Annotated in this window: 19 protein-coding genes; 14 read left to right on the top strand and 5 right to left on the bottom strand. The window is 74.3% G+C overall.

The features are described 5' to 3' along the window. Nucleotides 1-58 precede the first annotated feature (58 nt). Nucleotides 59-334, bottom strand: a complete 276-nt coding sequence (locus ACFVXH_RS31140) for a hypothetical protein (protein WP_049651654.1) — start codon at nucleotides 332-334, stop codon at nucleotides 59-61. A 216-nt stretch (nucleotides 335-550) separates the two neighbouring features. Between ACFVXH_RS31140 and asnB the strand changes: the two genes are divergently transcribed. The 4 genes from asnB (at nucleotide 551) to ACFVXH_RS31160 (ending at nucleotide 5974) form a co-directional block, all read left to right on the top strand. After that, a complete protein-coding gene (gene asnB, locus ACFVXH_RS31145; RefSeq protein WP_074004552.1) occupies nucleotides 551-2401 on the top strand; it encodes an asparagine synthase (glutamine-hydrolyzing) in 1851 nt (616 codons plus the stop codon). Between the two features lie 242 nt (nucleotides 2402-2643). Continuing rightward, nucleotides 2644-3762, top strand: a complete 1119-nt coding sequence (locus tag ACFVXH_RS31150) for a hypothetical protein (protein ID WP_074004551.1) — start codon at nucleotides 2644-2646, stop codon at nucleotides 3760-3762. Between the two features lie 163 nt (nucleotides 3763-3925). Next, complete coding sequence (locus ACFVXH_RS31155; protein ID WP_387829193.1) at nucleotides 3926-5395, top strand: pyridoxal phosphate-dependent decarboxylase family protein; 1470 nt, start codon at nucleotides 3926-3928, stop codon at nucleotides 5393-5395. A 126-nt stretch (nucleotides 5396-5521) separates the two neighbouring features. Continuing rightward, the gene (locus ACFVXH_RS31160) at nucleotides 5522-5974 is read left to right on the top strand and encodes a hypothetical protein (RefSeq protein ID WP_375875274.1); all 453 of its coding nucleotides are present in this window, start codon (nucleotides 5522-5524) and stop codon (nucleotides 5972-5974) included. 9 nt (nucleotides 5975-5983) lie between these two features. Here ACFVXH_RS31160 and ACFVXH_RS31165 read toward each other — a convergent pair whose 3' ends face one another. From ACFVXH_RS31165 to ACFVXH_RS31175, 3 genes are all read right to left on the bottom strand, one after another. Further along, complete coding sequence (locus ACFVXH_RS31165; protein ID WP_049658392.1) at nucleotides 5984-6274, bottom strand: muconolactone Delta-isomerase family protein; 291 nt, start codon at nucleotides 6272-6274, stop codon at nucleotides 5984-5986. Between the two features lie 216 nt (nucleotides 6275-6490). After that, nucleotides 6491-6706: a hypothetical protein gene (locus ACFVXH_RS31170; RefSeq protein WP_049658393.1), complete on the bottom strand. Its 216-nt coding sequence runs from the start codon at nucleotides 6704-6706 to the stop codon at nucleotides 6491-6493. 115 nt (nucleotides 6707-6821) lie between these two features. Continuing rightward, nucleotides 6822-10811: an amino acid adenylation domain-containing protein gene (locus ACFVXH_RS31175; protein WP_387829194.1), complete on the bottom strand. Its 3990-nt coding sequence runs from the start codon at nucleotides 10809-10811 to the stop codon at nucleotides 6822-6824. Nucleotides 10812-11090: 279 nt separating this feature from the next. Between ACFVXH_RS31175 and ACFVXH_RS31180 the strand changes: the two genes are divergently transcribed. From ACFVXH_RS31180 to ACFVXH_RS31210, 7 genes are all read left to right on the top strand, one after another. Beyond that, on the top strand, nucleotides 11091-11789 hold the full coding sequence (locus ACFVXH_RS31180; protein WP_387829195.1) for a GNAT family N-acetyltransferase: 699 nt from the start codon (nucleotides 11091-11093) through the stop codon (nucleotides 11787-11789). A 283-nt stretch (nucleotides 11790-12072) separates the two neighbouring features. Beyond that, nucleotides 12073-13335: a MurT ligase domain-containing protein gene (locus ACFVXH_RS31185; RefSeq protein ID WP_049656207.1), complete on the top strand. Its 1263-nt coding sequence runs from the start codon at nucleotides 12073-12075 to the stop codon at nucleotides 13333-13335. Nucleotides 13336-13381: 46 nt separating this feature from the next. After that, nucleotides 13382-14110, top strand: a complete 729-nt coding sequence (locus tag ACFVXH_RS31190) for a type 1 glutamine amidotransferase (protein ID WP_074004546.1) — start codon at nucleotides 13382-13384, stop codon at nucleotides 14108-14110. A 351-nt stretch (nucleotides 14111-14461) separates the two neighbouring features. Further along, the gene (locus ACFVXH_RS31195) at nucleotides 14462-15487 is read left to right on the top strand and encodes a 6-phosphofructokinase (protein WP_074004545.1); all 1026 of its coding nucleotides are present in this window, start codon (nucleotides 14462-14464) and stop codon (nucleotides 15485-15487) included. Nucleotides 15488-15610: 123 nt separating this feature from the next. Next, the gene (locus tag ACFVXH_RS31200) at nucleotides 15611-16606 is read left to right on the top strand and encodes a 2-hydroxyacid dehydrogenase (protein WP_049656211.1); all 996 of its coding nucleotides are present in this window, start codon (nucleotides 15611-15613) and stop codon (nucleotides 16604-16606) included. Between the two features lie 59 nt (nucleotides 16607-16665). Beyond that, nucleotides 16666-17301 carry an RNA polymerase sigma factor gene (locus tag ACFVXH_RS31205; RefSeq protein ID WP_074004544.1) on the top strand — a complete coding sequence of 212 codons (636 nt, stop codon included), beginning with the start codon at nucleotides 16666-16668 and terminating at the stop codon, nucleotides 17299-17301. Continuing rightward, nucleotides 17298-18350 (top strand): CU044_5270 family protein, encoded by a 1053-nt coding sequence (locus ACFVXH_RS31210; protein ID WP_387829197.1) that lies wholly within the window; start codon nucleotides 17298-17300, stop codon nucleotides 18348-18350. The genes ACFVXH_RS31205 and ACFVXH_RS31210 overlap by 4 nt, the downstream gene beginning before the upstream one ends. 64 nt (nucleotides 18351-18414) lie before the next feature. Here ACFVXH_RS31210 and ACFVXH_RS31215 read toward each other — a convergent pair whose 3' ends face one another. Further along, entirely contained in the window at nucleotides 18415-19374 is a 960-nt protein-coding gene (locus ACFVXH_RS31215; protein ID WP_387829199.1) for an NAD-dependent epimerase/dehydratase family protein, read from the bottom strand. A 245-nt stretch (nucleotides 19375-19619) separates the two neighbouring features. Between ACFVXH_RS31215 and ACFVXH_RS31220 the strand changes: the two genes are divergently transcribed. The 3 genes from ACFVXH_RS31220 (at nucleotide 19620) to ACFVXH_RS31230 (ending at nucleotide 22213) form a co-directional block, all read left to right on the top strand. Then, the gene (locus tag ACFVXH_RS31220; RefSeq protein WP_082346077.1) at nucleotides 19620-20636 is read left to right on the top strand and encodes a cytochrome c oxidase assembly protein; all 1017 of its coding nucleotides are present in this window, start codon (nucleotides 19620-19622) and stop codon (nucleotides 20634-20636) included. A 125-nt stretch (nucleotides 20637-20761) separates the two neighbouring features. Continuing rightward, complete coding sequence (locus ACFVXH_RS31225) at nucleotides 20762-21409, top strand: YdcF family protein (RefSeq protein ID WP_117492263.1); 648 nt, start codon at nucleotides 20762-20764, stop codon at nucleotides 21407-21409. A 132-nt stretch (nucleotides 21410-21541) separates the two neighbouring features. After that, complete coding sequence (locus ACFVXH_RS31230) at nucleotides 21542-22213, top strand: hypothetical protein (protein ID WP_380781070.1); 672 nt, start codon at nucleotides 21542-21544, stop codon at nucleotides 22211-22213. The last annotated feature ends 72 nt before the right edge of the window (nucleotides 22214-22285 follow it).

A 22285-nucleotide genomic window follows, 5' to 3' on the forward strand; every position in this document is an offset into this window, starting at 1 on the left:
GGGCAGCGAGCGCGGTGAGGGCGACGGGCGCTCGGCCGCCTCAGCCGCCTCAACCGCCTCAGCCGTAGACGATCCGCCGCAGCTGGCGGGCCGAGAGCTCCGGCGCCGAGACCCGGCGCTGCGGCAGCTCCTCGGTGAGCCGGGCGAAGATCCGCTCGTTGGTCAGACCGCGTGCCTGGAGCTCGGTGTGGCGGCGGCGCACGTACTCCTCGGTGCTCTCGGAGAAGTACGCCAGCACCTCCGCCACGACCCGCGCCGCCTCCCGGGGCCCGAGCGGGCTGGTCCGGGTGAGGTGGGCGAGGAGGTCTTCGTGGGGGTGGGGTGAGCTCGGCACGAGTGTGGAGCCTAGGTCGGGCCGGCCGCCGAAGCCAAAGTTTCTGCCCGAAATCGGGCAGACATTACGACTTTCAGACCACATCCACGACTCCTTCACATTCGGCCGTCGAACGGCCACCCGTTCGCCCCTGTTCCCGAAAGCCCCTTGAAGCGGCGCCAACTCCGCACGTAGCGTGACCCCCTGAACACGAAGCGGAAGACCGGAGGCTTGCTGATGTGCGGGATCACCGGATGGGTCGCGTTCGAGCGCGACCTCACCGCCGAACGGGGGGTCATCGACGCGATGACGGCCACCCAGGCCCGCCGCGGCCCGGACGCCGGCGGCGTCCACCTGGAGCCGCACGCCGTGCTCGGCCACCGCCGGCTCGCGGTGATCGACATCGCGGGCGGCGTCCAACCGATGACGGTCGAGCACGACGGCCGGACGCTGGCCGTGCTCACCTACAGCGGCGAGGTCTACAACCACCGCGAACTGCGCGCGGAACTGGAGGCGGCCGGGCACCGCTTCCGCACCCGCAGCGACACCGAGGTCGTGCTGCGCGCCTACCTGGAGTGGGGCGAGCACCTGGCCGAGCGGCTCAACGGCATGTTCGCCTTCGCGGTCTGGGACATCCGGCGCGAGGAGCTGCTGCTGGTCCGCGACCGGATGGGCGTCAAACCCCTGTACTACCACCGCACCCCGGACGGCGTGGTCTTCGGCTCCGAGGTCAAGGCCCTGTTCGCCCACCCCGCCGTCCGCCCGGTGGTGGACCTGGACGGGCTGCGCGAACTGCTCGGCTACGCCCGCACCCCGGGGCTCACCCCGTACCGGGACATCCACGAGGTCCGGCCCGGGCACGTCGTGCGGGTGCGCCGCGAGGGCCTCTCGGTCCGCCGCTACTGGGCGCTGGAGGCGCGCGAGCACCGCGACAGCCTGGAGGCCACGGTCGCCACCGTCCGGGCCCTGCTGGACGACATCGTGCACCGTCAGCTGGAGGCGGACGTCCCGCTCTGCTCGCTGCTCTCCGGCGGCCTGGACTCCAGCGCCGTCACCGCCCTGGCCGCCCGGACCCTGGGCGCGGCCGGGGCCGGCCCGGTGCGCTCCTTCTCGGTCGGCTTCGCCGGGCAGAGCGAGACCTTCAACGCCAACGACGTCCGGCAGACCCAGGACGGCCCGTTCGCCCGGCTGCTCGCCGACCACGTCGGCGCCAACCACAGCGTCGTCGAGCTGGACGCGGCCGACCTGACGGACCCGGCCCGGCGCTCCGTCGTGCTGCGCGCCCGTGACCTGCCCAACGGCGTCGGCGACATGGACACCTCGCTGCTGCTGCTCTTCCGGGGCGTGCGCCGCCACTCCACCGTCGCGCTGTCCGGCGAGTCCGCGGACGAGCTCTTCGGCGGCTACCGCTGGTTCCACGACCCGGCCACCATCGCCGTCGACGACTTCCCCTGGGCGCTCGGCCTCACCGGCATCGCCGGCGGCGGAGCCACCCCGCGCGAGCACCTCCTGGACGCCGAACTGCTCCGCAAGCTCGACCTGGACGGCTACCGCAGGGCCCGCTACCGCGAGGCGGTCGCCGAGGTCCCGCACCTGCCGGAGGCGGATCCGCTCGAACGGCGGATGCGCGAGATCTCGTACCTCAACCTGACCCGCTTCGTCTGCATCCTGCTCGACCGCAAGGACCGGATGAGCATGGCCAACGGCCTGGAGGTGCGGGTGCCGTTCTGCGACCACCGGCTGGTCCAGTACGTCTTCAACGCCCCGTGGGCGATGAAGTCCTTCGACGGGCGGGAGAAGAGCCTGCTGCGCGCCGCCGTCCGGGACGTGCTGCCGGCCGCGGTCGCCGAGCGGGCGAAGAGCCCGTACCCGGTCACCACCGACCCGCACTACCCGGCGAAGCTGCGCGCCGAACTGGCCCGGCTGGCCGTCGAGCGCACCTCCCCGGCCCTGGACCTGCTCGACCGGCGGCGCCTCGCCGACGCGCTCGCCCCGGACACCGACCCGCAGTCCGTCCGGCTGGCCGTCGACCTCGCGCTGGACTTCGACGCCTGGCTGACGGAGTACCGGGTGACGCTGGAGCTCTGACCGCCGGGGCCTGAACGCGTGTGGGGCGCGGGTGCCGCCACCCGAACGGCGCACCCGGCGACGCCCGCGCCCCCGTACTCCGTCCGGGTGATTGTGCGGAACCATCCCGCCGGGCCCGGAGGTCCCACGGTGCGATAGCGTCGCCGACACCTCCCGAATGGCGGGCGAAATCGCGGCTTACCGCTCACGTGCCGTCAGGATGGGAGCGAAACGTTCACCTCGATCCGCCGGGGGATCCCGTCATGCAGCCGCGAGTCTTCGCGATTCTCACCGCCCTGCTCCTGGGCGTCCTGGGCCTGGGGTCGGTGGCCGTCACCGACTGGTCGCCCGCGGCGGCCACCGCGTCCCTGACCGCCGTCGCCCCCGGGGCCCCCGCCGCCGGCGCCCGGCCGGCCGCGGCCGGCCCCGCGAGCGCCACCCCGACCGGCGACCCCGCCGTGTGGACCCGCTCCACGCTGCGCAACAAGGTGATGGCCGAGATGGACGCCACCGACCCCGGTGTCGCCCTGGCCGACCTCGACAAGATCACCAAGGAGAAGCCGTACACCGTGCGCTTCTGCCACCCGATCGCGCACGAGCTCGGCCACGCGGCGGTCAAGCGCTTCAACGCCGACTTCCAGAAGGTCATCTCCTTCCCGCACGAGACCTGCGCGGCCGGCTACCTGCACGGCGCGGTCGAGGAGATGCTCAACGCCTCCACCCAGCCCGAGACGGACCTGCTCAAGCTCTGCGCGCCCAAGAACACCGGGCCCTGCATCCACGGCGTCGGCCACGGCACCATGTTCGTCGCCAAGCAGGACGTCGCCAAGGCGCGCGACCTGTGCAACAAGTTCCCCTCCGACCAGAACCGGATCCGCTGCTCCGAGGGCCTGTTCATGCAGCTCTTCGGCCCGGACGAGGAGGACGAGCAGGCCAAGGCCAACCTGCCCGCCGACAAGCTCGCCCAGGACCCGCTCTACCCGTGCAAGGACCAGCCGTCGCTGTTCCAGTCGGCCTGCTTCTTCTACGCCCCGACCTTCTTCCTCTCCTCGCACGACTACCCGAACCACCCCGAGGTCTACGCCGAGGCCCTCAAGTGGTGCCTCAACGGCAAGGCCAGCGGCGGGGCGGTGGACTGCAGCCGCGGCGTCGGCTCGCGCACCATGAAGTACAACCTGGACCGCGAGGACTGGGCGTCCGAGCAGTGCGCGACCGCCGCCGACGGCTGGCAGCGCAAGGCCTGCGCCGAGGGCCTGGTCAGCTACTACACGGTCAACTACACCGACGGGGGCGCGGCCGGACGGCTCTGCGCCAAGATCACCAACAAGGAGATGCAGGGCTACTGCCGCTCGGCGAGCGGCCTGTCCAGCTCGCTGGACTGACGCCCCCGGTCCCCCGGACCGACGCCCCCGGGTCTCGGCAAGCAGGCTCGCACCGCACGGTGCGGGCCTGCTTGCGTAGGATCACCCGATCATCGCCTGACCCGGGTGCGCCAAGGACGCCGCGCCTCGCCCAGCCCGTCCCCCGGCCTCCCTGGAGCACGCCATGACCACCGAGGACTCCCCCGGCACCGACGTCACCGACGCCGACCTCACCGACGCCGATTTCCGCCGTGCCGCCCACGCCACCGCCGACCTCGTCTCCGACTACCTCGCCGAACTGCCCGGACGCCCGGTCTGGCAGCCCATGGACGAGACCGCCCGCCGGGCCCTGCTCGACGCCCCGCTGCCCGCCGAGGGCCGCCCGCTCGACGAGCTGATCGGCGCCATCGGACGGGACGTCCTGCCGTACCCGATGGGCAACGGCAACCCGCGCTTCTTCGGCTGGGTCAACTCCGCCCCCGCCCCCGCCGGGGTGCTCGCCACCCTCGCCGCCTCCGCGATGAACCCCAGCTCGGCCGGCGGCGACCACGCCGACGTCCACCTGGAGCGCGCCGTGGTCCGCTGGATAGCCGAACTGGTCGGCTTCCCCCACCCGGCCGGCGGCGGCCTGCTCACCTCCGGCACCTCGATGGCGACCATCGTCTGCCTCGCCGCCGCCCGTAACCGCGCCGCCCGGCGGGCCGGCCGGGACGTCCGCGAGGAGGGCCTGGCGGGCCTGCCGCCGCTGGTCGGCTACGTCACCGGCGAGACCCACTCCTGCGTCCGCAAGGCCGCCGAGCTGCTCGGCCTCGGCAGCCGGCAGCTGCGCACCGTGGCCACCGGCCCCGACGGCCGGCTGGACACCGCCGACCTGCGAGCGGCCGTCGAGCGCGACCGCGCGGCCGGCCTGCTGCCCTTCCTGGTGGTCGCCTCGGCCGGCACCGTCGGCGCCGGCGCGGTGGACGGGTTCGGCCCGATCGCCGACCTCTGCGAGGAGCAGGGCCTCTGGATGCACGTGGACGGCGCGTACGGCGCCTTCGGCCGGCTCGACCCGGCCATCGCCCACCGCTACGCCGGGCTGGAGCGCGCCGACTCGCTCGCCCTCGACCCGCACAAGTGGCTCGGCGTCCCGGTCGACTGCGGCTGCGCGCTGGTCCGCGACACCGAGGAGCTGCGCGGCACCTTCAGCCTCGTCCCGTCCTACCTGCGCGACGAGTCGGCCGGCGCGCTCGGCTGGTTCTCCGAGTACGGCACCGAGCAGACCCGCCCCTTCCGGGCCCTCAAGGTCTGGGCCACCATCGCCCACAAGGGCCGGGCCGGGCTCGCCCGGGACATCGCCCGGTGCACCGCACTGGCCCGCCGGCTCGGCGAACTCGTCGAAACAGACGAGGAGTTGGAGCTGCTCGCCGAGGTGCAGACCTCGATCGTGGCGTTCCGCCACCGCGCCCCCGGCCGGGACGGGGCCGCCCGCGACGCCCTCAACCGCGACCTCCCCGCCGCCGTCCAGCGGCGCGGCCGGGTCTTCGTCACCGGCGCCCGCCTGGACGGCGCCGAGCTGCTCCGCGCCTGCCTCCTCAACGCCGCCACGACGGAGGCCGACCTCCACCTCCTGCTCGCCGAGGTCAAGGCCGCGGCCCGCGACCTGCTCGGCTAGACCACCGGCGGCCCGGCCTCCCGACTCGGCCCCGCGCGTTCCTCCCGTAACACCCCGGCGCGGACCGTAACCGGCCGGTCACGACGGATGCCCGACCGGGAAACACCGGTCGGGCACGGTGGTGGCATGGAGCATTCGAAGCCCTCTCCCCTCCGTGCCCCCGCCGGCCCCGGTGCCCGCCGCACCCACCGCTGGCGCCGTGACACCGTCGAACTCGCCGCCGTCTTCCTCTCCGTCACGGCGGCCGACCTCATCGCCAAGATCGTCGTCCACGGCCCGGACGGCCCGGTCGTCGTGGCCGCCTCCGCGCTCGCCCTGCTCGCCACCGCCCTGCTCCACAGCTGGTGGTCACCGCACGCCCCGCCCCCGGTCGCGCTCTGGCGGGTGCGCACCACGGCCCTCGCCCACACCCGCACGGCGCTCGCCGACCACCGGATCACCCTGCTCTCCGTGCACCCCCACCCCGCCGCCGACGAGCTCTACCTCCGCACCGAGCACCCGGTCACCCCGGCCGTCCTGACGACGCTGCTGACCGCCACCGGCCACACCCTCCAGGACGCGCCGACCCGCATCGCCTGAGCCGTCGCCTCAGGCCGGGCCCGGGTCGTTGGGGTGCGGTTCGAGCGGGGTCACCACGACGGTCATCCACGGCCGCAGCGGGAGGCTGCCGAGCACCTCCGCGCGCAGCCGGGCCTCGTCGGCCGCCCGCCAGACGCCGATGCTGCGCCGTTCGCCGACCGGGCGCCACAGCCTGGCCAGGTGGCCGGTGGCGGCGAGCTCGCGGGCGCGGACGGCCTCGGCGGCGCGCCGCCGGTCGACCTCCTCCTCGGCGGTGCCCTCGGGGACGCTGGTGGTGATCTCGACCAGGAACTCCTGCACGGTCCTGCTCCCTTCTCGCCCCCGCCCCGCCCCCGCCCCCTCATCGTCGGCCCGGCACCCGACCGCCGCCACGACCGGCCCGCACCCGGTGGGCCGGCCGGGCGAATCCGGAGCCGGCCTCCGGCGGCCCCGCACCCGGCGCGGGCCCGGGATCCGGCTCCGCCGGCGGCGGCCCGAGGAGGGCGGCCACCGCCGGCGGCGGATTCCCGGGAGGCGTCAGCCCTTGTCGGCCGGTTGCACGACGCAGACGGCCTCGCCGAGCATCGGCCCGAAGCCGCCGAGCAGGGCGCCGAGCACCTGGTGGCAGGTGGCGGCCTCCTCGGGCGTCTTGGGGCCGTTGCTGTCGGCGGCGGCCGACTGGGCGAGGGCGAGCGGCAGGGCGAGCAGCAGGGCGCAACAGGCGGTGGCCAGCGCGGAGTTCTTCACGGACATCGGAAAGCCCCTTCGGAGGAGACGGGATCGGCGGAAAAGCCGAGCCATCCCTATCCGAAGGGGCTCCCCCGCTCACGGATCCTGAGCCATCCGTGAGCGTGTCCACATCATCCGATCAGCGGCCCGGGAGCTCCCCGGGGCCCGTCCGTTCCACCTCCCGGATCGCGGCGGCCAGCTCGGCCACCCCGTGCTCCCGCAGCACCCCATAGTGGTCGCCCGCCAGGTCGACCACGGTGGGCGGGGCCGCGGAGTAGCCGGTGCTGCCCTCGATGAACGAGTAGTCGTCGCCCGCGGCCTTGAAGACGGTCACCGGCGCCTCCAGCCGCCGCTCGGCGAGCTCGCGGAAGCTGTACTCGAACTCGTAGGTCTCGCCGACGATCCCGGTGATCCGCCGGATCAGCTCCTCGTCCAGCTCCGGCAGCATCCGGTGCACGGAGGCGACGAAGGTCGCCTCGTCCACCGTCTCGGCCAGGCAGCGCTCCAGATCGGGGCCGCTGATCCGGCCGGCGAACACCCCGAACAGGATGGTCAGGTACGCCGGGTTGGCGTACGAGGCCTCACGGCCCCACGACCGGGCGTCGTCCCGGCGCACCTTCGGGTTGCCGGGGCAGATCAGCAGCAGCCGCTCGACCCGCTGCCCGGCCCGCTCCAGCTGCCAGGCCGCCTCGAAGGCGACCCGGGCGCCGAAGGAGAAGCCCCACAGCGTGTACGGCCCCCGCGGCTGCACCCGGCGCAGCTCGGCGACGTCGGCGGCGGCCATCTCCCGGATGGTCGGGTACGGCGTCTCGCCCGGGTTGACGCCGTGCGCCTGGACGCCGTAGAAGGCCCGGCCCGCACTCGCCTCCCGGCCGAGCGGCCGCAGGTTCATCGGGTAGCCGCCCAGTCCGGGCCAGCAGAACACGGCCCGGTCGGCCGCCCCCGGGTGCAGCGGCACCAGCCGGGAGGCCGCGCTCCCGCCGGTGTCCCCGCCCGCGCGCTCGCCGCCCTCGCCGCAGGCCCGTTCGACGCGCGCGGCCAGGTCGCCCAGCCGGGGGCACTCGAACAGCACCTGGAGCGGCAGCGCGACGCCGAACTCGCGGTTGATCCGGTGGACCAGGGCGACGGCGATCAGCGAGTTCCCGCCGACGGCGAAGAACTCGTCCGTCACCGACACCTCCTGGTACCCCAGCGCCCGCCCCCAGGCCTCGGCCAGCCACCGCTCGTACCCGGTGGCGGGTGCGACGTACGCGCCGCGCACGTCGGCCGTGCGGACGGCCTCGGAGGCGGCCAGCGCCTTGAGGTCCACCTTGCCGTTCGCGGTGAGCGGCAGGGCGTCCATCACCAGCACCCGGTTGGGCAGCATGTAGTCGGGCAGCAGGGTGGCCAGTTGGTCCTTGATCAGCTCGGCCGGTCCCTTCATGTGGACGGTGTCCTCGTGCATGCCCTCGCTGCGGATCTGCTCCTCGCTCACCTTGCCGCCGAGGAAGAAGTAGGACGGTCCCGGGGTGATGCCGCGGCCGGCCAGGATCTCGTCGATGCGGCGCGAAGCGGGCAGCGGGTGGCCGGACTTGGAGCTGTAGCCGGAGGACATGAAGCCCAGCCCCAGGCCGTTGCGCTGGAGGCGGTGCAGCTCGGCGCCGAGCACGATGTACCGCAGCCACTCCTCCTCGGCGCGGGCGACGGCCGTGATGCCGAACGAGGCCCGGGCGTAGACGGCCTGGTTGATCGCGATCACGTGCCGGGACTCCACCACCTCCTCCGAGACGTGCGTCAACTCGCCGTCGGCGTACCGGTAGAGGCCGCCCGGCAGGCCGTCCACCCGGCCCTCGTGGGCCTGGACGTACAGCTCGGTGCCCTCGTCCCGCGCCGGGCCGCCGGCCCGGACGACCGCGAAGGCGCCCAGGTAGTGGTCCTCCTCGGCGACGTCCAGCCGGCCCTTGGCCGCCGGGTCGAGGCCGATCGGGCGCACGTCCAGCCCGTACTCGGGCAGCACCTCCGCCAGGACGCCCAGCATGTGGCCGGTCTCGAACTCCAGCACCTCCCGGATGTTGTTCTTGTAGACCGGCTCGATGGCGCCGTGCTTCCCGGAGAAGTGCAGCGTCAGGTAGGCCCCGCCATCCGGGCCCGGCCGCGCCCCGGCGGGGCCGATCCGGACCAGGACGTGCTCGACCGGGTGGTAGTAGTACAGCCCGGCCGCGAGCCCGTCCAGGCCGCCGGTCTCCAGGTACAGCTGGGTCGCGTACAGCGCGCCGGGCGAGGCGTAGGCGTACTTGGGCAGCAGCCGCTCCTCGCTGTGGAACTGGCCGAACCACCGCAGGACGCGGCCGAGTTCGGGCAGGCTCAGCAGTTCCAGGTCGCGGCCGAAGGTGCGGGTTTGGCGCGGCGCGAGCAGCGCGATGAGGTCGTCCCGGGTGACCGCGCCGCCGTTGTAGAAGCGGTAGCTCTTGCGGGCGAAGGCCTCCCGGCGCTGGGCGTCGGTCTCCTTCCGGCCGGGCAGCCCGACCCGCTCGCGGCCCGCCAGCCGGGCCCGGTCGCGCAGGCCCGGGTCGGACAGCTGGGCCTTGACCTGGAGCTTGCTGGCCTTGGACTGGTGGTGGCCGCCGTGGCTGCCCTGGTCCATCAGGGCGGCCTCGCGCGGGTTGAGCTCGACGCAGGCGACCAGGTTCGGGTGCCCGGTGCGGTCGTCCCCGGTGACGACCGCGGCCGAGCGGCGCACCCAGGTGTGCTCCTCGATCGCGCGGGCGATCTCGTCCAGCTCGACCCGGTACCCGCGCAGCTTGACCTGGTTGTCCACCCGGCCGGCGAACTGGAGGGTGCCGTCCGGGTTCCACCGCACCAGGTCGCCGGTGCGGTACAGCCGCTCGCCGGGGGCGAACGGGGAGCGGACGAACCGCTCCGCGGTCAGCTCCGGCCGGTTCAGGTAGCCGCGGGCCAGCTGGACGCCGCCGATGTACAGCTCGCCGACGCCGCCACTGGCGACCGGCCGCAGCTCCTCGTCGAGGACGTGGCACTGGGTGTCGGCCACCGGTCGGCCGATCGGCACCGAGCCGGCGCCGTCGGCCGGATCGGCCGGGTCGACCAGGTGCCAGGTGGCGTTGATGGTGCACTCGGTCGGGCCGTACAGGTTGACCAGCGCGGCCTGCGGGAGGGCGCGGCCCAGGTCGCGGGCGAGCCGCCGGGAGAGCGCCTCGCCGCCGGAGAACACCCGGGTCAGGCCGGTGCAGTCGGCGAAGCCCTCGGTGTCCAGCAGCGCCCGGAGCAGGGTGGGCACGCACTGGAGCGCGGTCACCCCGTGCCGCCGGACGGCGGCGACCAGCGCCTCCGGGTCCCGGTAGAGGCCGGGCGTGCCGGCCGCCACCCGGGCGCCGACGGCCGGGGCGAGGATCTCCCACTGCGCGGCGTCGAAGCTCATCGGGGTCTTCTGCAGCACGGTGGTCCCGGGGTCGAGGTGCCCGGCGGAGTGCATCCAGCGCAGCTGGGAGACCACCGAGCGGTGCTCGATCATGACGCCCTTGGGCCGGCCGGTGCTGCCCGAGGTGTAGATCACATAGGCCAGCGACTCCGGCTCGGCGGCCGCCTCGGGCGCTTCCTCGTGTGCCTCCTCCGCCACCTCCGGCGGCGGAGCGGCGTCCTCGCAGGCCTCGAAGGTGACGACCGCGGTCCCGGCCGGGACCAGCGCGGCCAGCCGCTCGCGCAGGTGCGCCTGGGTCAGCACGATCCGGGTGCCGCTGTCCTCGACCATGTAGCGGATCCGGTCCTCGGGGTACTCCGGCGACAGCGGCAGGTAGCCGGCCCCGGCGTACAGCACGCCCCAGGCCCCGGCGACCAGCTCGACGGACGGCTCGACGTACAGGCCGACGCAGCCGTCCGGGACGGCGCCCAGGCGGCGCAGCCGCGCGGCCAGCCGGCGGGCCGTCCCGGCCAGCTCCTGGAAGGTGAGGCCGCCGCCCTCGCCGAGGACGGCCGGCCCGCCGGGCCGGGTCTGCGCCTGCCGGTCGAGCAGCCCGGTGAGCGCGGTGCCGACCGGAGCCCGGCGGGCGTGCGGGACGGCGGGGGTGCCGGTGGTGGCGGCGGTCTCGGTAGTGGCGGTGGTGTCGGTGGTGGGGACGGACGGGGTGTCGCGCATGGAAACGGCCTTCGGTGTGTGGACGTACGGGTGTGGCCGTACGGGGCGTGGCCTCCTGCTCACCAGGAGCACCGGGGAACGCCATCCACCGTCGGCCGCCCGCTGTCCCACCCGCCTGAGGCACCGGTCGCGACCTGCGCCGATGCCGTCCCGGCCACCCGTGCCGCCGTCCCGGGCGGGGGCCCGCCCTGTCCCACCCCGCCCGGCCGCGCACCCGGGCATTCGCCCGTTCACGATCACGTAACCGAACGGAAGCGCACCGTCGGTAGCGTCGGCGGCATGAAGGCATCACGCACTCGCCCCGAACGGCTCTGGCACCGGCCCTTCCGCAGGTCCGACCGCAGGTGCGCGGCGCCCGAGGGCCAGGCCACCCGGCCGCCCGCGCTCACCGGCGGCCCGTACCGGACCGTGCGGCCGCACCCGCCCGCCGTCCGCGCCGCCGGTCCGGCGCCGGAGGCCCCGTCCCGGCTGTCCCTGCCGGATGGGACCGGGCTGCTGCTGCGCCCGGCCGGGCCGGCCGACCGGGCGGCGGCGCTGGCGATGCACGGGCGCTGCTCCCCCGCCGCGCTGCGGCTGCGCTACCACGGCCCGGTCCGCGACGCCGGCCGCTACCTGGACCACCTGCTGGACCCCCGGCACGGCCGCAGCTACGCGGTGACCGCCCCGGACGGGCGGATCCTCGCGCTCGGGCACCTGATGTGGGACGACGGCGAGGCCGAGCTGGCCGTCCTGGTCGAGGACGGCTGGCAGCGGCACGGGCTGGGCGCGGCGCTGCTGCGGCGGCTGTCGGCGACGGCCCGGGCGGCCGGCGTCCGCACGGTGTACGCGGTGACCCAGGGCGGCAACACCGGGCTGATCGCCGCGATGCGACGGCTGGACGCGCCCCTGGACTTCCGGGCCGAGGACGGCACCCTGGTGATCACCGCCACGCTGGCCGCCGGGGATCCGGCCGGCTGCGCCCACCATCCGGGACGCTGATCATTTCTTCACCAGATCCTTACCCGGGCAGGTCGGGAACCCGACGGTGGTCGTCGAGCGTCGTCAAAGCAGTAGGGGTTCGGAGCCGAACCCTTGGGGCTGCTCCGTACACCGCTCTCCCCGACAGGCCGTCAGCAGCACCCGCGAGCGCGTCGCAGCAGGCGGCACGGGGTCCGGATCGTCCGGTCGGGCGACGGAGTCGGTAGGCTGACCCCCGTCCCCGCCGCCCGACGGCCCGTTATTCGGCCACGGGTGGTGCCGCAGCAAGGAGGAACCACTGAGCATGGCAGGCACCGAATCGGAGCCCACAGGCGCACGCGACGCCTCGCTGCCGGCCCGCGCCAAGATCGCGGTCACCGCCGGCCGGGTCGCCGCCGCCGTGTCGCGCAAGGCCGGGCGCGGGAGCGGCTCGGTGATCGGCGGCAAGGTCGCCCTCAAGCTCGACCCCGACCTGCTCGCCACCCTCGCCGAGAACCTCGACGTCGTCCTGGTCAGCGCGACCAACGGCAAGACCACCACCACCCGCCTGATCGCCGAGGCGCTGCGCGCCGCCGGTCCGGTGGTCTCCAACGCCCTGGGCGCCAACATGCCCGCCGGCATCACCTCCGCCCTGGCCGGCGGCAACGACGCCCGCTTCGGCGTGATCGAGGTCGACGAGAAGTACCTGGCGATGGTCGCCCGCGACACCCGCCCCAAGGCGATCGCCCTGCTCAACCTCTCCCGCGACCAGCTCGACCGCGCCGCCGAGACCCGGATGATGGCCGAGAAGTGGCGCGAGGGCCTCCAGAACACCGAGGCCGTGGTCATCGCCAACGCCGACGACCCGCTGGTGACCTGGGCCGCCTCCTCCTGCAAGAAGGTGGTCTGGGTGGCCGCCGGACAGGCCTGGAAGGAGGACGCCTGGTCCTGCCCCGCCTGCGGCGGTGTGATGCAGCGCCCCGGCGACGACTGGTTCTGCCAGGACTGCGGCTTCCGCCGGCCCAACCCGCACTGGGCGCTGCAGGGCACCCACGTGATCGACCCGCAGCGCGGCGCCTGGCCGATCCAGCTCCAGCTGCCGGGCCGGGCCAACCTGGCCAACGCCACCAGCTCGGCCGCCGTCGCCGCCGTGTTCGGCGTCGCCCCACAGGTCGCCCTGGAGCGGATGCGCTCGGTGGCCGCCGTGGCCGGCCGCTACGACGTGGTCCAGTACCAGGGCCGGGACATCCGCCTGCTGCTGGCCAAGAACCCGGCCGGCTGGCTGGAGACCTTCTCGCTGATCGACGGCCCGCCCGCCCCGGTGATCCTCTCCGTCAACGCCCTCGACGCCGACGGCACCGACACCTCCTGGCTGTGGGACGTCGACTACGAGCGCCTCGCCGGGCACCCGGTCTTCGTGATGGGCCAGCGCAAGCTGGACCTTGCCGTCCGCCTGGAGGTCGCCGGACTCCAGTTCCACGTGGTCGACACGCTGGAGCAGGCCGTCCGGATGGCCCCGCCCGGCCGGATCGAGGCCATCGCCAACTACACCGCCTTCCAGCAGCTGCGGAAGGTCGTGGCCGGCTGATGCCGCGCCCGCACACCAGTCTTTACGTGACGGAAGGCCTTCGAGGATGAGTGAGAGCAGCCTGCGCGTGGTCTGGGTCTACCCGGACCTGCTCAGCACCTACGGCGACCGGGGCAACGCCCTGGTCGTGGAGCGCCGGGCCCGCCAGCGCCACCTCAACGTGACCCGGATCGACGTCCGCTCCGACCAGGCGATCCCCACCAGCGGCGACATCTACCTGATCGGCGGCGGCGAGGACCGCCCGCAGCGCCTGGCCGCCGAGCGGCTGCGCGCCGACAGCGGCCTGGTGCGGGCCGCCGAGAACGGCGCGATCATCTTCGGTGTCTGCGCCGGCTTCCAGATCATGGGCCACGAGTTCATCAACGACCTCGGCGAGCGCGAGCCGGGCCTGGGCCTGCTCGACGTCTGGACCACCCGCGGCGAGGGCGCCCGCTGCGTCGGCGACGTGCTCGCCGACGTCGACCCCCGGCTCGGCCTGCCGCAGCTGACCGGCTTCGAGAACCACCAGGGCGTCACCCATCTCGGCCAGGGCGTGCAGCCCTTCGCCACCGTCAGCGTCGGCCGGGGCAACGGCACCGGTGACGGCACCGAGGGCGCCTGGCGGGACACCGTGTTCGGCACCTACCTGCACGGCCCGGTGCTGGCCCGCAACCCCGCCGTGGCCGACATGCTGCTCAAGCTGGCGCTGGACGTCGCCGCGCTGCCGCCGGCCGACACCACCTGGTACGACGCGCTGCGCGCCGAGCGCATCGCGGCCGCGACGCGTCCCCAGTAGTACATCCGTACGCCCCGGCCGGGTGCCCGCCATGCGGTCACCCGGTCCGCGGGCGGCCCCGGACGTACCACAATGGGGCTGCCTACTGCACACCCTCCTCGGCAGCAGGCTGCAATTCCGCGCGGGGGCGCCGACGGCGCCGCTCCCGCGTCGGCTCCTGCCCGGCCGGACCAGGGGCCGTATGCTCGACTTCGCGGCCGTTTTCGGGCGTTCTGTCCGGATCGGCCGGTCCTTCACCCCGCGGCCACCTCCCCGCCACCACGGCGAGGGAGCGCCCCGTTACGGTGACGGCTCGTCGTCCCAGCCTGTAGTCCGGCCGTTCCTCGGTTCTGCTCGGGAGTTGCAAAGCTAATGCGTATCGGAGTGCTGACCAGCGGCGGTGACTGCCCCGGCCTGAACGCGGTGATCCGCTCCGTGGTCCACCGGGGGGTGGTCGACCACGGCGACGAGATCATCGGGTTCGAGGACGGGTGGCGCGGTTTCCTTGAGGGCCACCACCGCCCCCTGACCCTGGACTCGGTGAGCGGCATCCTGGCCCAGGGCGGCACCATCCTCGGTTCCTCCCGGGTCCAGCCGAGCCACCTGCGGGACGGCGTCGAACGGGCCAAGAAGTACTGTGCCGACCTCGGCCTGGACGCGGTCATCCCGATCGGCGGCGAGGGCACCCTGAAGGCCGCCAAGCTGATGAGCGACGCGGGCCTGCCGATCGTCGGCGTGCCCAAGACCATCGACAACGACATCGCCGCCACCGACGTGACCTTCGGCTTCGACACCGCCGTCTCGGTCGCCACCGAGGCGCTGGACCGGCTGAAGACCACCGCCGAGTCCCACCAGCGCGTCATGGTCGTCGAGGTCATGGGCCGGCACACCGGCTGGATCGCGCTGAACGCGGGCATGGCCGCCGGCGCGCACGCCATCGTCGTCCCGGAGCGCCCGTTCCACATCGACAAGCTCACCGAGGTCGTCCGCGAGCGCTTCGACCGCCAGAAGAAGTTCGCCATCGTGGTCTGCGCCGAGGGCGCCAAGCCCGAGCCCGGCACCATGCACTGGGAGGAGGGCACCAAGGACATCTACGGCCACGAGCGGTTCACCGGCATCGCCACCCAGCTCTCCCGCGAGCTGGAGCACCGCCTCGGCAAGGAGGCCCGCCCGGTGATCCTCGGCCACACCCAGCGCGGCGGCACCCCGACCGCCTACGACCGGGTGCTCGCCACCCGCTTCGGCTGGCACGCCGTCGAGGCCGTCCACAAGGGCGCCTTCGGGCACATCACCGCGCTGCAGGGCACCAACATCAACCTGGTGCCGCTGGCCGAGGCGGTCGCCGAGCTGAAGACCGTGCCGCAGGACCGCTACCTGGAGGCCGAGACGGTCCTCTGACCGCCCCCGCCCTCCCCGGAGGCCCCCGGCCCGCCCCGCGCGGCCCGGGGGCCTCCGTACGTCCCGGGGGCGCCTGCCGCACCCGGCGGGCGTCCGGCGGCCCCCGCCGCTAGCGTGTCCGGCATGGAGATCCTCGCCTACGGAGTGCAGGCCGACGAGCGGCCGCTGCTGGAGCAGGCCTTCGCCGGCCGCCACGGGCTGCGCTGCCTCGACGTGTTCCTCAACCGCGACACCGCCCCGCTGGCCGCCGGCTACCCGGCCGTCAGCAGCAGCGTCAACGCCGTCCTGGACGCCGAGACCCTCGCCGTCCTCGCCGCCGGCGGCACCGAGCTGATCGCCCAGCGCTCCACCGGCTTCAACAACATCGACCTCGACGCGGCCGCCGAGCTCGGCCTCACCGTCGCCCGGGTCTCGCACTACAGCCCGTACTCCGTGGCCGAACACGCCTGGACCCTCGCGCTGGCCGTCAACCGCCGCCTCACCCGCGCCGCGAGCCGCTCCCGCGAGTTCGACTTCCGCCTCGACGGGCTCCTCGGCCGCGACATCCACGGCATGACCGTCGGCGTCATCGGCACCGGCAAGATCGGCGAGTGCTTCGCCCGCATCGCCGCCGGCTTCGGCACCGAACTCCTCGGCTGGGACATCGCGCGGAACCCCGCCTGCCTCGACCTCGGCATGCACTACACCGAACTGCCCGAACTCCTCTCCCGCGCCGACCTGGTGAGCCTCCACGTCCCCCTCCTCCCGGCCACCCACCACCTCATCGACGGCGCCGCCCTCGCCCGCATGAAGGACGACGCCATCCTCATCAACTCCAGCCGCGGCGGCCTCGTCGACAGCGCCGCCCTCGTCGAGACCCTGCGCGCCGGCCGCCTCTCCGGCGTCGGCCTCGACGTCTACGAGGAGGAGACCGGCGTCTTCTTCACCGACCGCTCCATCGAGGGCATCACCGACGACACCCTCGCCCGCCTCGTCACCTTCCCCCAGGTCCTCGTCACCAGCCACCAGGCCTACTTCACCCGCACCGCCGTCGGCCAGATCATCGACGCCACCGCCCGCAACATCGACGACCACGCCGCCGGCCGCCGCAACGAGAACACCCTGGTCCCCAGGAACTGACGCCGCGGATGGTGACCCGGGTCACGGGAACCGGTCCTCCCGCCCGGACAAGGCATGACGTGAACCATCCACACTCCCGGCTCCGGGCCGGGAACCCCGAAGCGTTCCGCGACCTCTTCCGGGACCACGCCTCCCTGGTGTACCGCCACGCCGTGCGCGTGACCGGGAACTGGGCACTCGCCGAGGACGTGGTCTCGCTGACCTTCCTCGAGGCCTGGCGCCTGCGCGGGAAACTCCGCGACGAGGGCGACAGCCCACGCCCCTGGCTCATGGGCATCGCCGTCAACGTGCTGCGCAACACGACGCGCGCCGCCCGCCGCCACAGCGCGGCCCTGGCCCGCATGCCCGCGACCGACCCGGTCCCCGACTTCGCCGACGAACTCGTCGGCCGCATCGCCGACTCCGAGCAACTCGCCGCCGCCCACAAGGCCTTGGGGCGCCTGCGGCGCTCGGAACGCGAGGTCTTCGCGCTCTGCGTCTGGTCCGGGCTCGGCTACGCGGAGGCGGCGGCCACCCTCGGCATACCCGTCGGCACCGTACGCTCGCGCCTCTCCCGCGCCCGCACCCGACTGCGCAGACTCGCGGCCGAGGAACTGCGCGCCGCGCAGCAGAACACGGAACCGCTCCCGATCCCCGGACAAGTACAGGGCAGCCGCAGCACCGCGGCCCGGCCGCACAAGGAGACGCACCGATGATCCGCAACTCGCGGCGGCACACCGAACCGCTCGACCACGCGGAACTGGCCCGTCTACTGCCGGCGCCGGCCGATCCCCGCCTGGCGGCCGACCGCCAGGACCTGCTCGAGGAGCACCTGATGAGCGAGATCCACCGGCCCGACCAGGCCGCCCCCGCGGCCGCCCCGGTACGGCGCCCGCTGCGCCGCACCGTCCTCTTCGCGGCGCCGGTCGCCGCGGCCGCGGCCCTCGCCGTGGTCGTCTCCCTGAACACCCCGGCCGACACCGTCGGCTCCCCACGGCTGGTCAGGGCACCCGTCGTGCAGATCGAGGAGGGGAGCACCGTCCAGCTCGCCTCGACGGTCCACGCGATCGCCGCCGCCGCGACGGCGCGCACCACGCCCCAGCCCGGACCGGGCCAGTTCGTCTACGTCAAGAGCCAGGTCTCCTTCATGGCCACCCGTCACAACGTGGACACCGGGGAGTCCGCCACCTGGGTCCAGCCGCTCCACGACCGCGAGGTGTGGAAGTCCCCCGACGGCACCAAGGGCTGGTTGGACGAGCCGGGCTACCAGTCGAAGGGCGGCATCACGCTGGACACCAAGGAGCCCCGCGAGCAGCTGACCTACCAGTGGCTCGCGGCCCAGCCCGCCGACCCCGACGCGCTGCTGAAGTCCGTCTACTCGACGGTGAGCGGCGACCGGGACCACGACCAGCAGGCGTTCAACGAGATCGGCTCCATCATCCGCGAGCAGCTCGTCCCCTCCGCCCTCGCCGCCGCGCTCTACGAGGCCGCCGGCAAGATCCCGGGCGTGGTGGTGGTCGAGCACGCGCAGGACGTCTCCGGCCGCGACGGGATCGCGTTGGCGCGGCTCGACCCCCAGACCGGCGAGCGATCGGAGTGGATCTTCGATCGGGAGAGCCACCAGTACCTCGGCAGCCGTGGCGTGCAGGTCCGGGAGGAGTACGGCATCAAGCCCGGCACCGTCGTGGAGCGCACGACCATCGTCACCCGGGCCGTCGTCGACGCGAAGAACCAGCGCCCCGGCGCCGGGCAGGCCACGGCCTGACGGTCCCACGCCCGATGGGGGCCGCCGGCCGCCGCAACGGGAACACCCCGGCGCCGGCGGCCCCTCAGGGCCGGCCGAGCGCCTGGCGGTACCAGGGGGCGGCCTCGGGGAGGCGGGCCAGGGGGCCGGGGCCGGGCGGGCAGGCGGCGAGGTGCCAGATCCGGTCGCTGCGGTACCAGTGGTCGCGGGCGATCAGGCCGAACTGCCGCTCGGAGACCCGGCCGGGCGCGGCGGCCAGCAGTCGGCGGCACTCCTCCCAGGGGGTGTCCGGGCCGTCCGGGGCGGGCAGCAGGCCGAGGGCGGCCAAGGCCGTGAGCAGGTCGCCGCCGCGGACCGGGTCGGGGTGCGAGGCGTGGTGGACGCCCGGCGGGGCGGCCTGCCCGTCCAGGGCGAGCGCGGTGATCAGCCGGGCCAGGTCGGCGCGGTCGACCATCGAGAGCCGGGTGCGGCCGCCCTCCCAGCGGACCGGCACCCGGCGGACCAGCTCGGCCAGCGCGGGCACCACCCAGCGGTCGCCGGTGCCGGTCACCAGTCCGGGGCGCAGCACGCACCCGCCGGCCGCCAGCGCGTGGCGCTCGCCGAGCAGCCGGGTGCGGCTGGCCTCGGACACCGGGGCGGGCGGCACCTCGTCCACCTCGATGCCCTGGTGCGGGCCCTCGCCGTAGACCGCGGCCGTGGAGAGGTGGACGATCCGCCGCACCCCGGCGCGGGTGGCGGCCGCCATCAGGGCGGCGGTGCCCCGGTCGTTGACCGCCTCGCACTCCTCGGCTCCGCCGTCGACCCGGGAGGCGAGGTGCACCAGTGCCCCGGCGCCCGTACAGAGCTCCGTGAGCGCCGCCGGGTCGGCCAGGTCGCCCGGGACCCAGGCGGGGCCCGGTACGGCCTCCTGGGGCGGTGTGCGGGCCAGGGCGCGTACCCGGACGCCGCGCGCGGCGAGGGCCGCGAGCACGCCGGAGCCGATGAAGCCGGTCGCCCCGGTCAGCGCGACCGTGGTGGGCGCCGCGGGGCCGTGTTCCGTCGCCATCTCCGAGCCTCCCTACCGAATCCCCGAGCCCTCGGACTCCGAGCCCCGAGCCTCCCCGCCGACCGGCCGGTCAGTCTAGCCAGGAGGCGCTCCGGTGGGGAGACACCCGTACGGAGGGGGTGGGGGGATGGCCCGGGGTAAGGCCCACCTAGGCTGTATGTCAAGCAAAACGGGCGAACCGGACCCGCGTTTTGGACCACGAGGACGGAAAGCAGGACCCGCCGATGGGCGACGGAATGTCAGGAATGCACCACCACGGCGGGATGACCCAACTAGGCCCGTTCAGCTTGTCCAACGTCTGGACCTGGTCCCCCGACTGGGTGTTCCTGCTCGGCGGACTGGTCCTCCTGGGGCTGTACGCGGCGGGCGTGGTGCGGCTGTACCGGCGCGGCGACCGCTGGCCGATCGGCCGGGCGGTCGGCTGGGCGGCGGGTGTCGCCACCATGCTGCTGGTCACCTGCACCGGGCTGAACGACTACGGCATGGTGCTGTTCAGCGCGCACATGATCCAGCACATGGTGCTCTCCATGCTGACGCCGATCCTGCTGCTGCTGGGCGCCCCGATCACGCTGGCGCTGCGCGCCCTGCGCCCGGCCGGCAAGGGCCGTCCGCGCGGGCCGCGCGAGCTGCTGGTGGCGCTGCTGCACAGCCGGTACATGCGGATCGTCTCGCACGCGGCGTTCACCATCCCGATGTTCATCGCGAGCCTGTACGGGGTCTACTTCACCCCGCTGTTCGACTTCCTGATGCAGTACCGCCTCGGGCACATCTTCATGATGGTGCACTTCCTGCTCACCGGTCTGGCCTTCTTCTGGCCGATCATGGGCGTGGACCCGGGCCCGCACCGCCCGGGCCACGTGATGCGGATCATCGAGCTGTTCATGGGGATGCCGTTCCACGCCTTCTTCGGCGTGGCGGTGATGATGGCGGGCCACCCGCTGGTCACCACCTTCACCGTGGAGGGCGCACCACCGGGGACGAACCTGCTGGAGGACCAGAAGCTGGCCGGCGGCATCACCTGGGCGTTCGGCGAGATCCCGACCGCGATCGTGCTGATCGCGCTGGTCTACCAGTGGATGGGCTCCGAACAGCGGCAGGCCCGCCGCCGCGACCGCTCCGAGGAGCGCACCGGCGACGCCGAGCTGGAGGCGTACAACGCCTACCTGGCCTCGCTGCACAAGCGCGACCGGCGCCCCGGCTCGGCTCCGGCCGCCCCGGCCGCCCCGGTGGCGGGCGCCACCCCGGCGGCCGAGGCCGGCTGAGGCCACCCCACCACTCACCGCGGAACGATCGTTCCCGGGAACCCCCGTTCCGCTCCCGGAACGGGGGTTCCGCCGTTCCGGGAGCGCCCCGGAACGGTCGTTCCGCCGCAGGCGTTCGAACGTATATGCACGTCCTGCTGTTCGTCGCCGTCCTGCTCTGCGGGTCCGTCCCGCTCTGGCTGCTCGGCTTCCTCGGCCTGGCGCTGTACCACCGCCGCCGGCCCGTGCCGGCCGGCTCCGACTATCTGGTGGTCCTGGGCGCCGCGCTGGAGGGCTGCGAGCCCGGGCCCCCGCTGGCGGCCCGGCTGGACGCCGCGCTGGAACGTTTCGCCGCCGAGGAGGCCGCCGGGTACGCCCCGCTGGTCGTGGTGACCGGCGGGAAGGGCCCGCACGAGGACTGCACCGAGGCCGCCGCGATGGCCCGCTACCTGGTCGCCCGGGGCGTCCCGGCCGAGCGGATCCGGCGCGAGGAGCGGGCCGTGAACACCGCCGAGAACCTGCGTTTCAGCGCCGCCCTGATGGCCGCCGAGCGCCCCGGCTACCGCTGCACGGTGGTCACCAACGGCTTCCACACCGTCCGCTCCGCCCTCGCCGCCCGCCGGGCCGGCGCCCCCGCCGCCGTGCTCGGCGCGGACGGCCCGCTGGCGCACGGCCCGTACCTCCTGCTGCGCGAGGCCGTCGGCACCGCCCTCGCCCTGTGGCGCCCGCACGGGGCCGCCCTGCTCCTGGTGGTGGCGGCGGCCGGGGCCGGGGCGCTGCTCGGACTGTCCTGAGGACGGTCCCGGGGCAGCGCGGTCCCGGGGCAGAGCGGTCCCGGGGCACAGCGGTCCCGATGCCGGGCTCTGGATCGTGTCGCACCCCTCCGCCAGGATGGAGGCGGAGCCGAGTGCGGAGGGGGCACGAGCGTGTCCAAGTGGAGCACGTTGCAGCGGGCCTGCGTCCTGGTGGCCCTGGCGGCCGCCCTGGTCGCGGCGGTGGTGGGCGGGCTGGCCGCCTGGCAGTGGGTGTTCGACGACCCGGGGTGGCTGTCCTGGCACGGGTGGGTGTTCGGGGCCGCCCTGCTGGCGGGCGCGGCGGCCTCGGGACCGTTCCTGCGGTACGAGGTCTCCCCCGGCGCGGTCGTGGGCATCGGCCTGTTCCTGCTCGTGCCGCCGCTGGTCGGCGTCCTGATGGCGGCGTCCGCCACGGACGACATCCGGAGCTGGATGCGCACCGACAAGGCGGTGACGGCCACCCTGAGCGGCTGCCACGTCTCCGGTTCGGAGACCCTGGAGAGCGACCGCGGCCCGATCGGCTCGATCGACGTCTACAGCTGCACCTACCGCTGGACGGCGGCCGGGCAGGACTGGGAGCAGGTCCGCCGCTCCCACGACGGCGACCACCCGGACGGCCATCGGGAGCAGGTGTGGGCGGACGGTTCGACCGGCGAGGTGGCCGAGCACCGGCCGGTCAGGATCGGCATGGGCATCCTGGTCGCGCTCGCCTGTCTGGTCGGCACCGTGCTGGTGTGGGGCGGCCAGGCGCTCCTGCTGCACGAGACCGGCCTGCTCGGCCGCCGGCGGCCGGCCGACGCCTGAGCACGGAGGAGGCCCCCGGGCTGGTCCGTACGGACCAGCCCCGGGGCCACCCCTGCCCCAACACCCCAGGAA

This window comes from Kitasatospora sp. NPDC058184, from assembly GCF_042883725.1.
In the GTDB taxonomy this organism is placed as follows: domain Bacteria; phylum Actinomycetota; class Actinomycetes; order Streptomycetales; family Streptomycetaceae; genus Kitasatospora.

Bases quoted from the DNA above. Each gene is read 5' to 3' on its own strand.
- ACFVXH_RS31180 (WP_387829195.1), top strand. From the start codon at position 11,091: ATGAAGGCATCACGCACTCGCCCCGAACGGCTCTGGCACCGGCCCTTC.
- ACFVXH_RS31195 (WP_074004545.1), top strand. From the start codon at position 14,462: ATGCGTATCGGAGTGCTGACCAGCGGCGGTGACTGCCCCGGCCTGAAC.
- ACFVXH_RS31210 (WP_387829197.1), top strand. From the start codon at position 17,298: ATGATCCGCAACTCGCGGCGGCACACCGAACCGCTCGACCACGCGGAA.
- ACFVXH_RS31185 (WP_049656207.1), top strand. From the start codon at position 12,073: ATGGCAGGCACCGAATCGGAGCCCACAGGCGCACGCGACGCCTCGCTG.
- ACFVXH_RS31160 (WP_375875274.1), top strand. From the start codon at position 5,522: ATGGAGCATTCGAAGCCCTCTCCCCTCCGTGCCCCCGCCGGCCCCGGT.
- ACFVXH_RS31225 (WP_117492263.1), top strand. From the start codon at position 20,762: ATGCACGTCCTGCTGTTCGTCGCCGTCCTGCTCTGCGGGTCCGTCCCG.
- ACFVXH_RS31150 (WP_074004551.1), top strand. From the start codon at position 2,644: ATGCAGCCGCGAGTCTTCGCGATTCTCACCGCCCTGCTCCTGGGCGTC.
- ACFVXH_RS31175 (WP_387829194.1), bottom strand. From the start codon at position 10,811: ATGCGCGACACCCCGTCCGTCCCCACCACCGACACCACCGCCACTACC.
- ACFVXH_RS31190 (WP_074004546.1), top strand. From the start codon at position 13,382: ATGAGTGAGAGCAGCCTGCGCGTGGTCTGGGTCTACCCGGACCTGCTC.
- ACFVXH_RS31215 (WP_387829199.1), bottom strand. From the start codon at position 19,374: ATGGCGACGGAACACGGCCCCGCGGCGCCCACCACGGTCGCGCTGACC.
- ACFVXH_RS31220 (WP_082346077.1), top strand. From the start codon at position 19,620: ATGCACCACCACGGCGGGATGACCCAACTAGGCCCGTTCAGCTTGTCC.
- ACFVXH_RS31200 (WP_049656211.1), top strand. From the start codon at position 15,611: ATGGAGATCCTCGCCTACGGAGTGCAGGCCGACGAGCGGCCGCTGCTG.
- ACFVXH_RS31170 (WP_049658393.1), bottom strand. From the start codon at position 6,706: ATGTCCGTGAAGAACTCCGCGCTGGCCACCGCCTGTTGCGCCCTGCTG.
- asnB (WP_074004552.1), top strand. From the start codon at position 551: ATGTGCGGGATCACCGGATGGGTCGCGTTCGAGCGCGACCTCACCGCC.
- ACFVXH_RS31155 (WP_387829193.1), top strand. From the start codon at position 3,926: ATGACCACCGAGGACTCCCCCGGCACCGACGTCACCGACGCCGACCTC.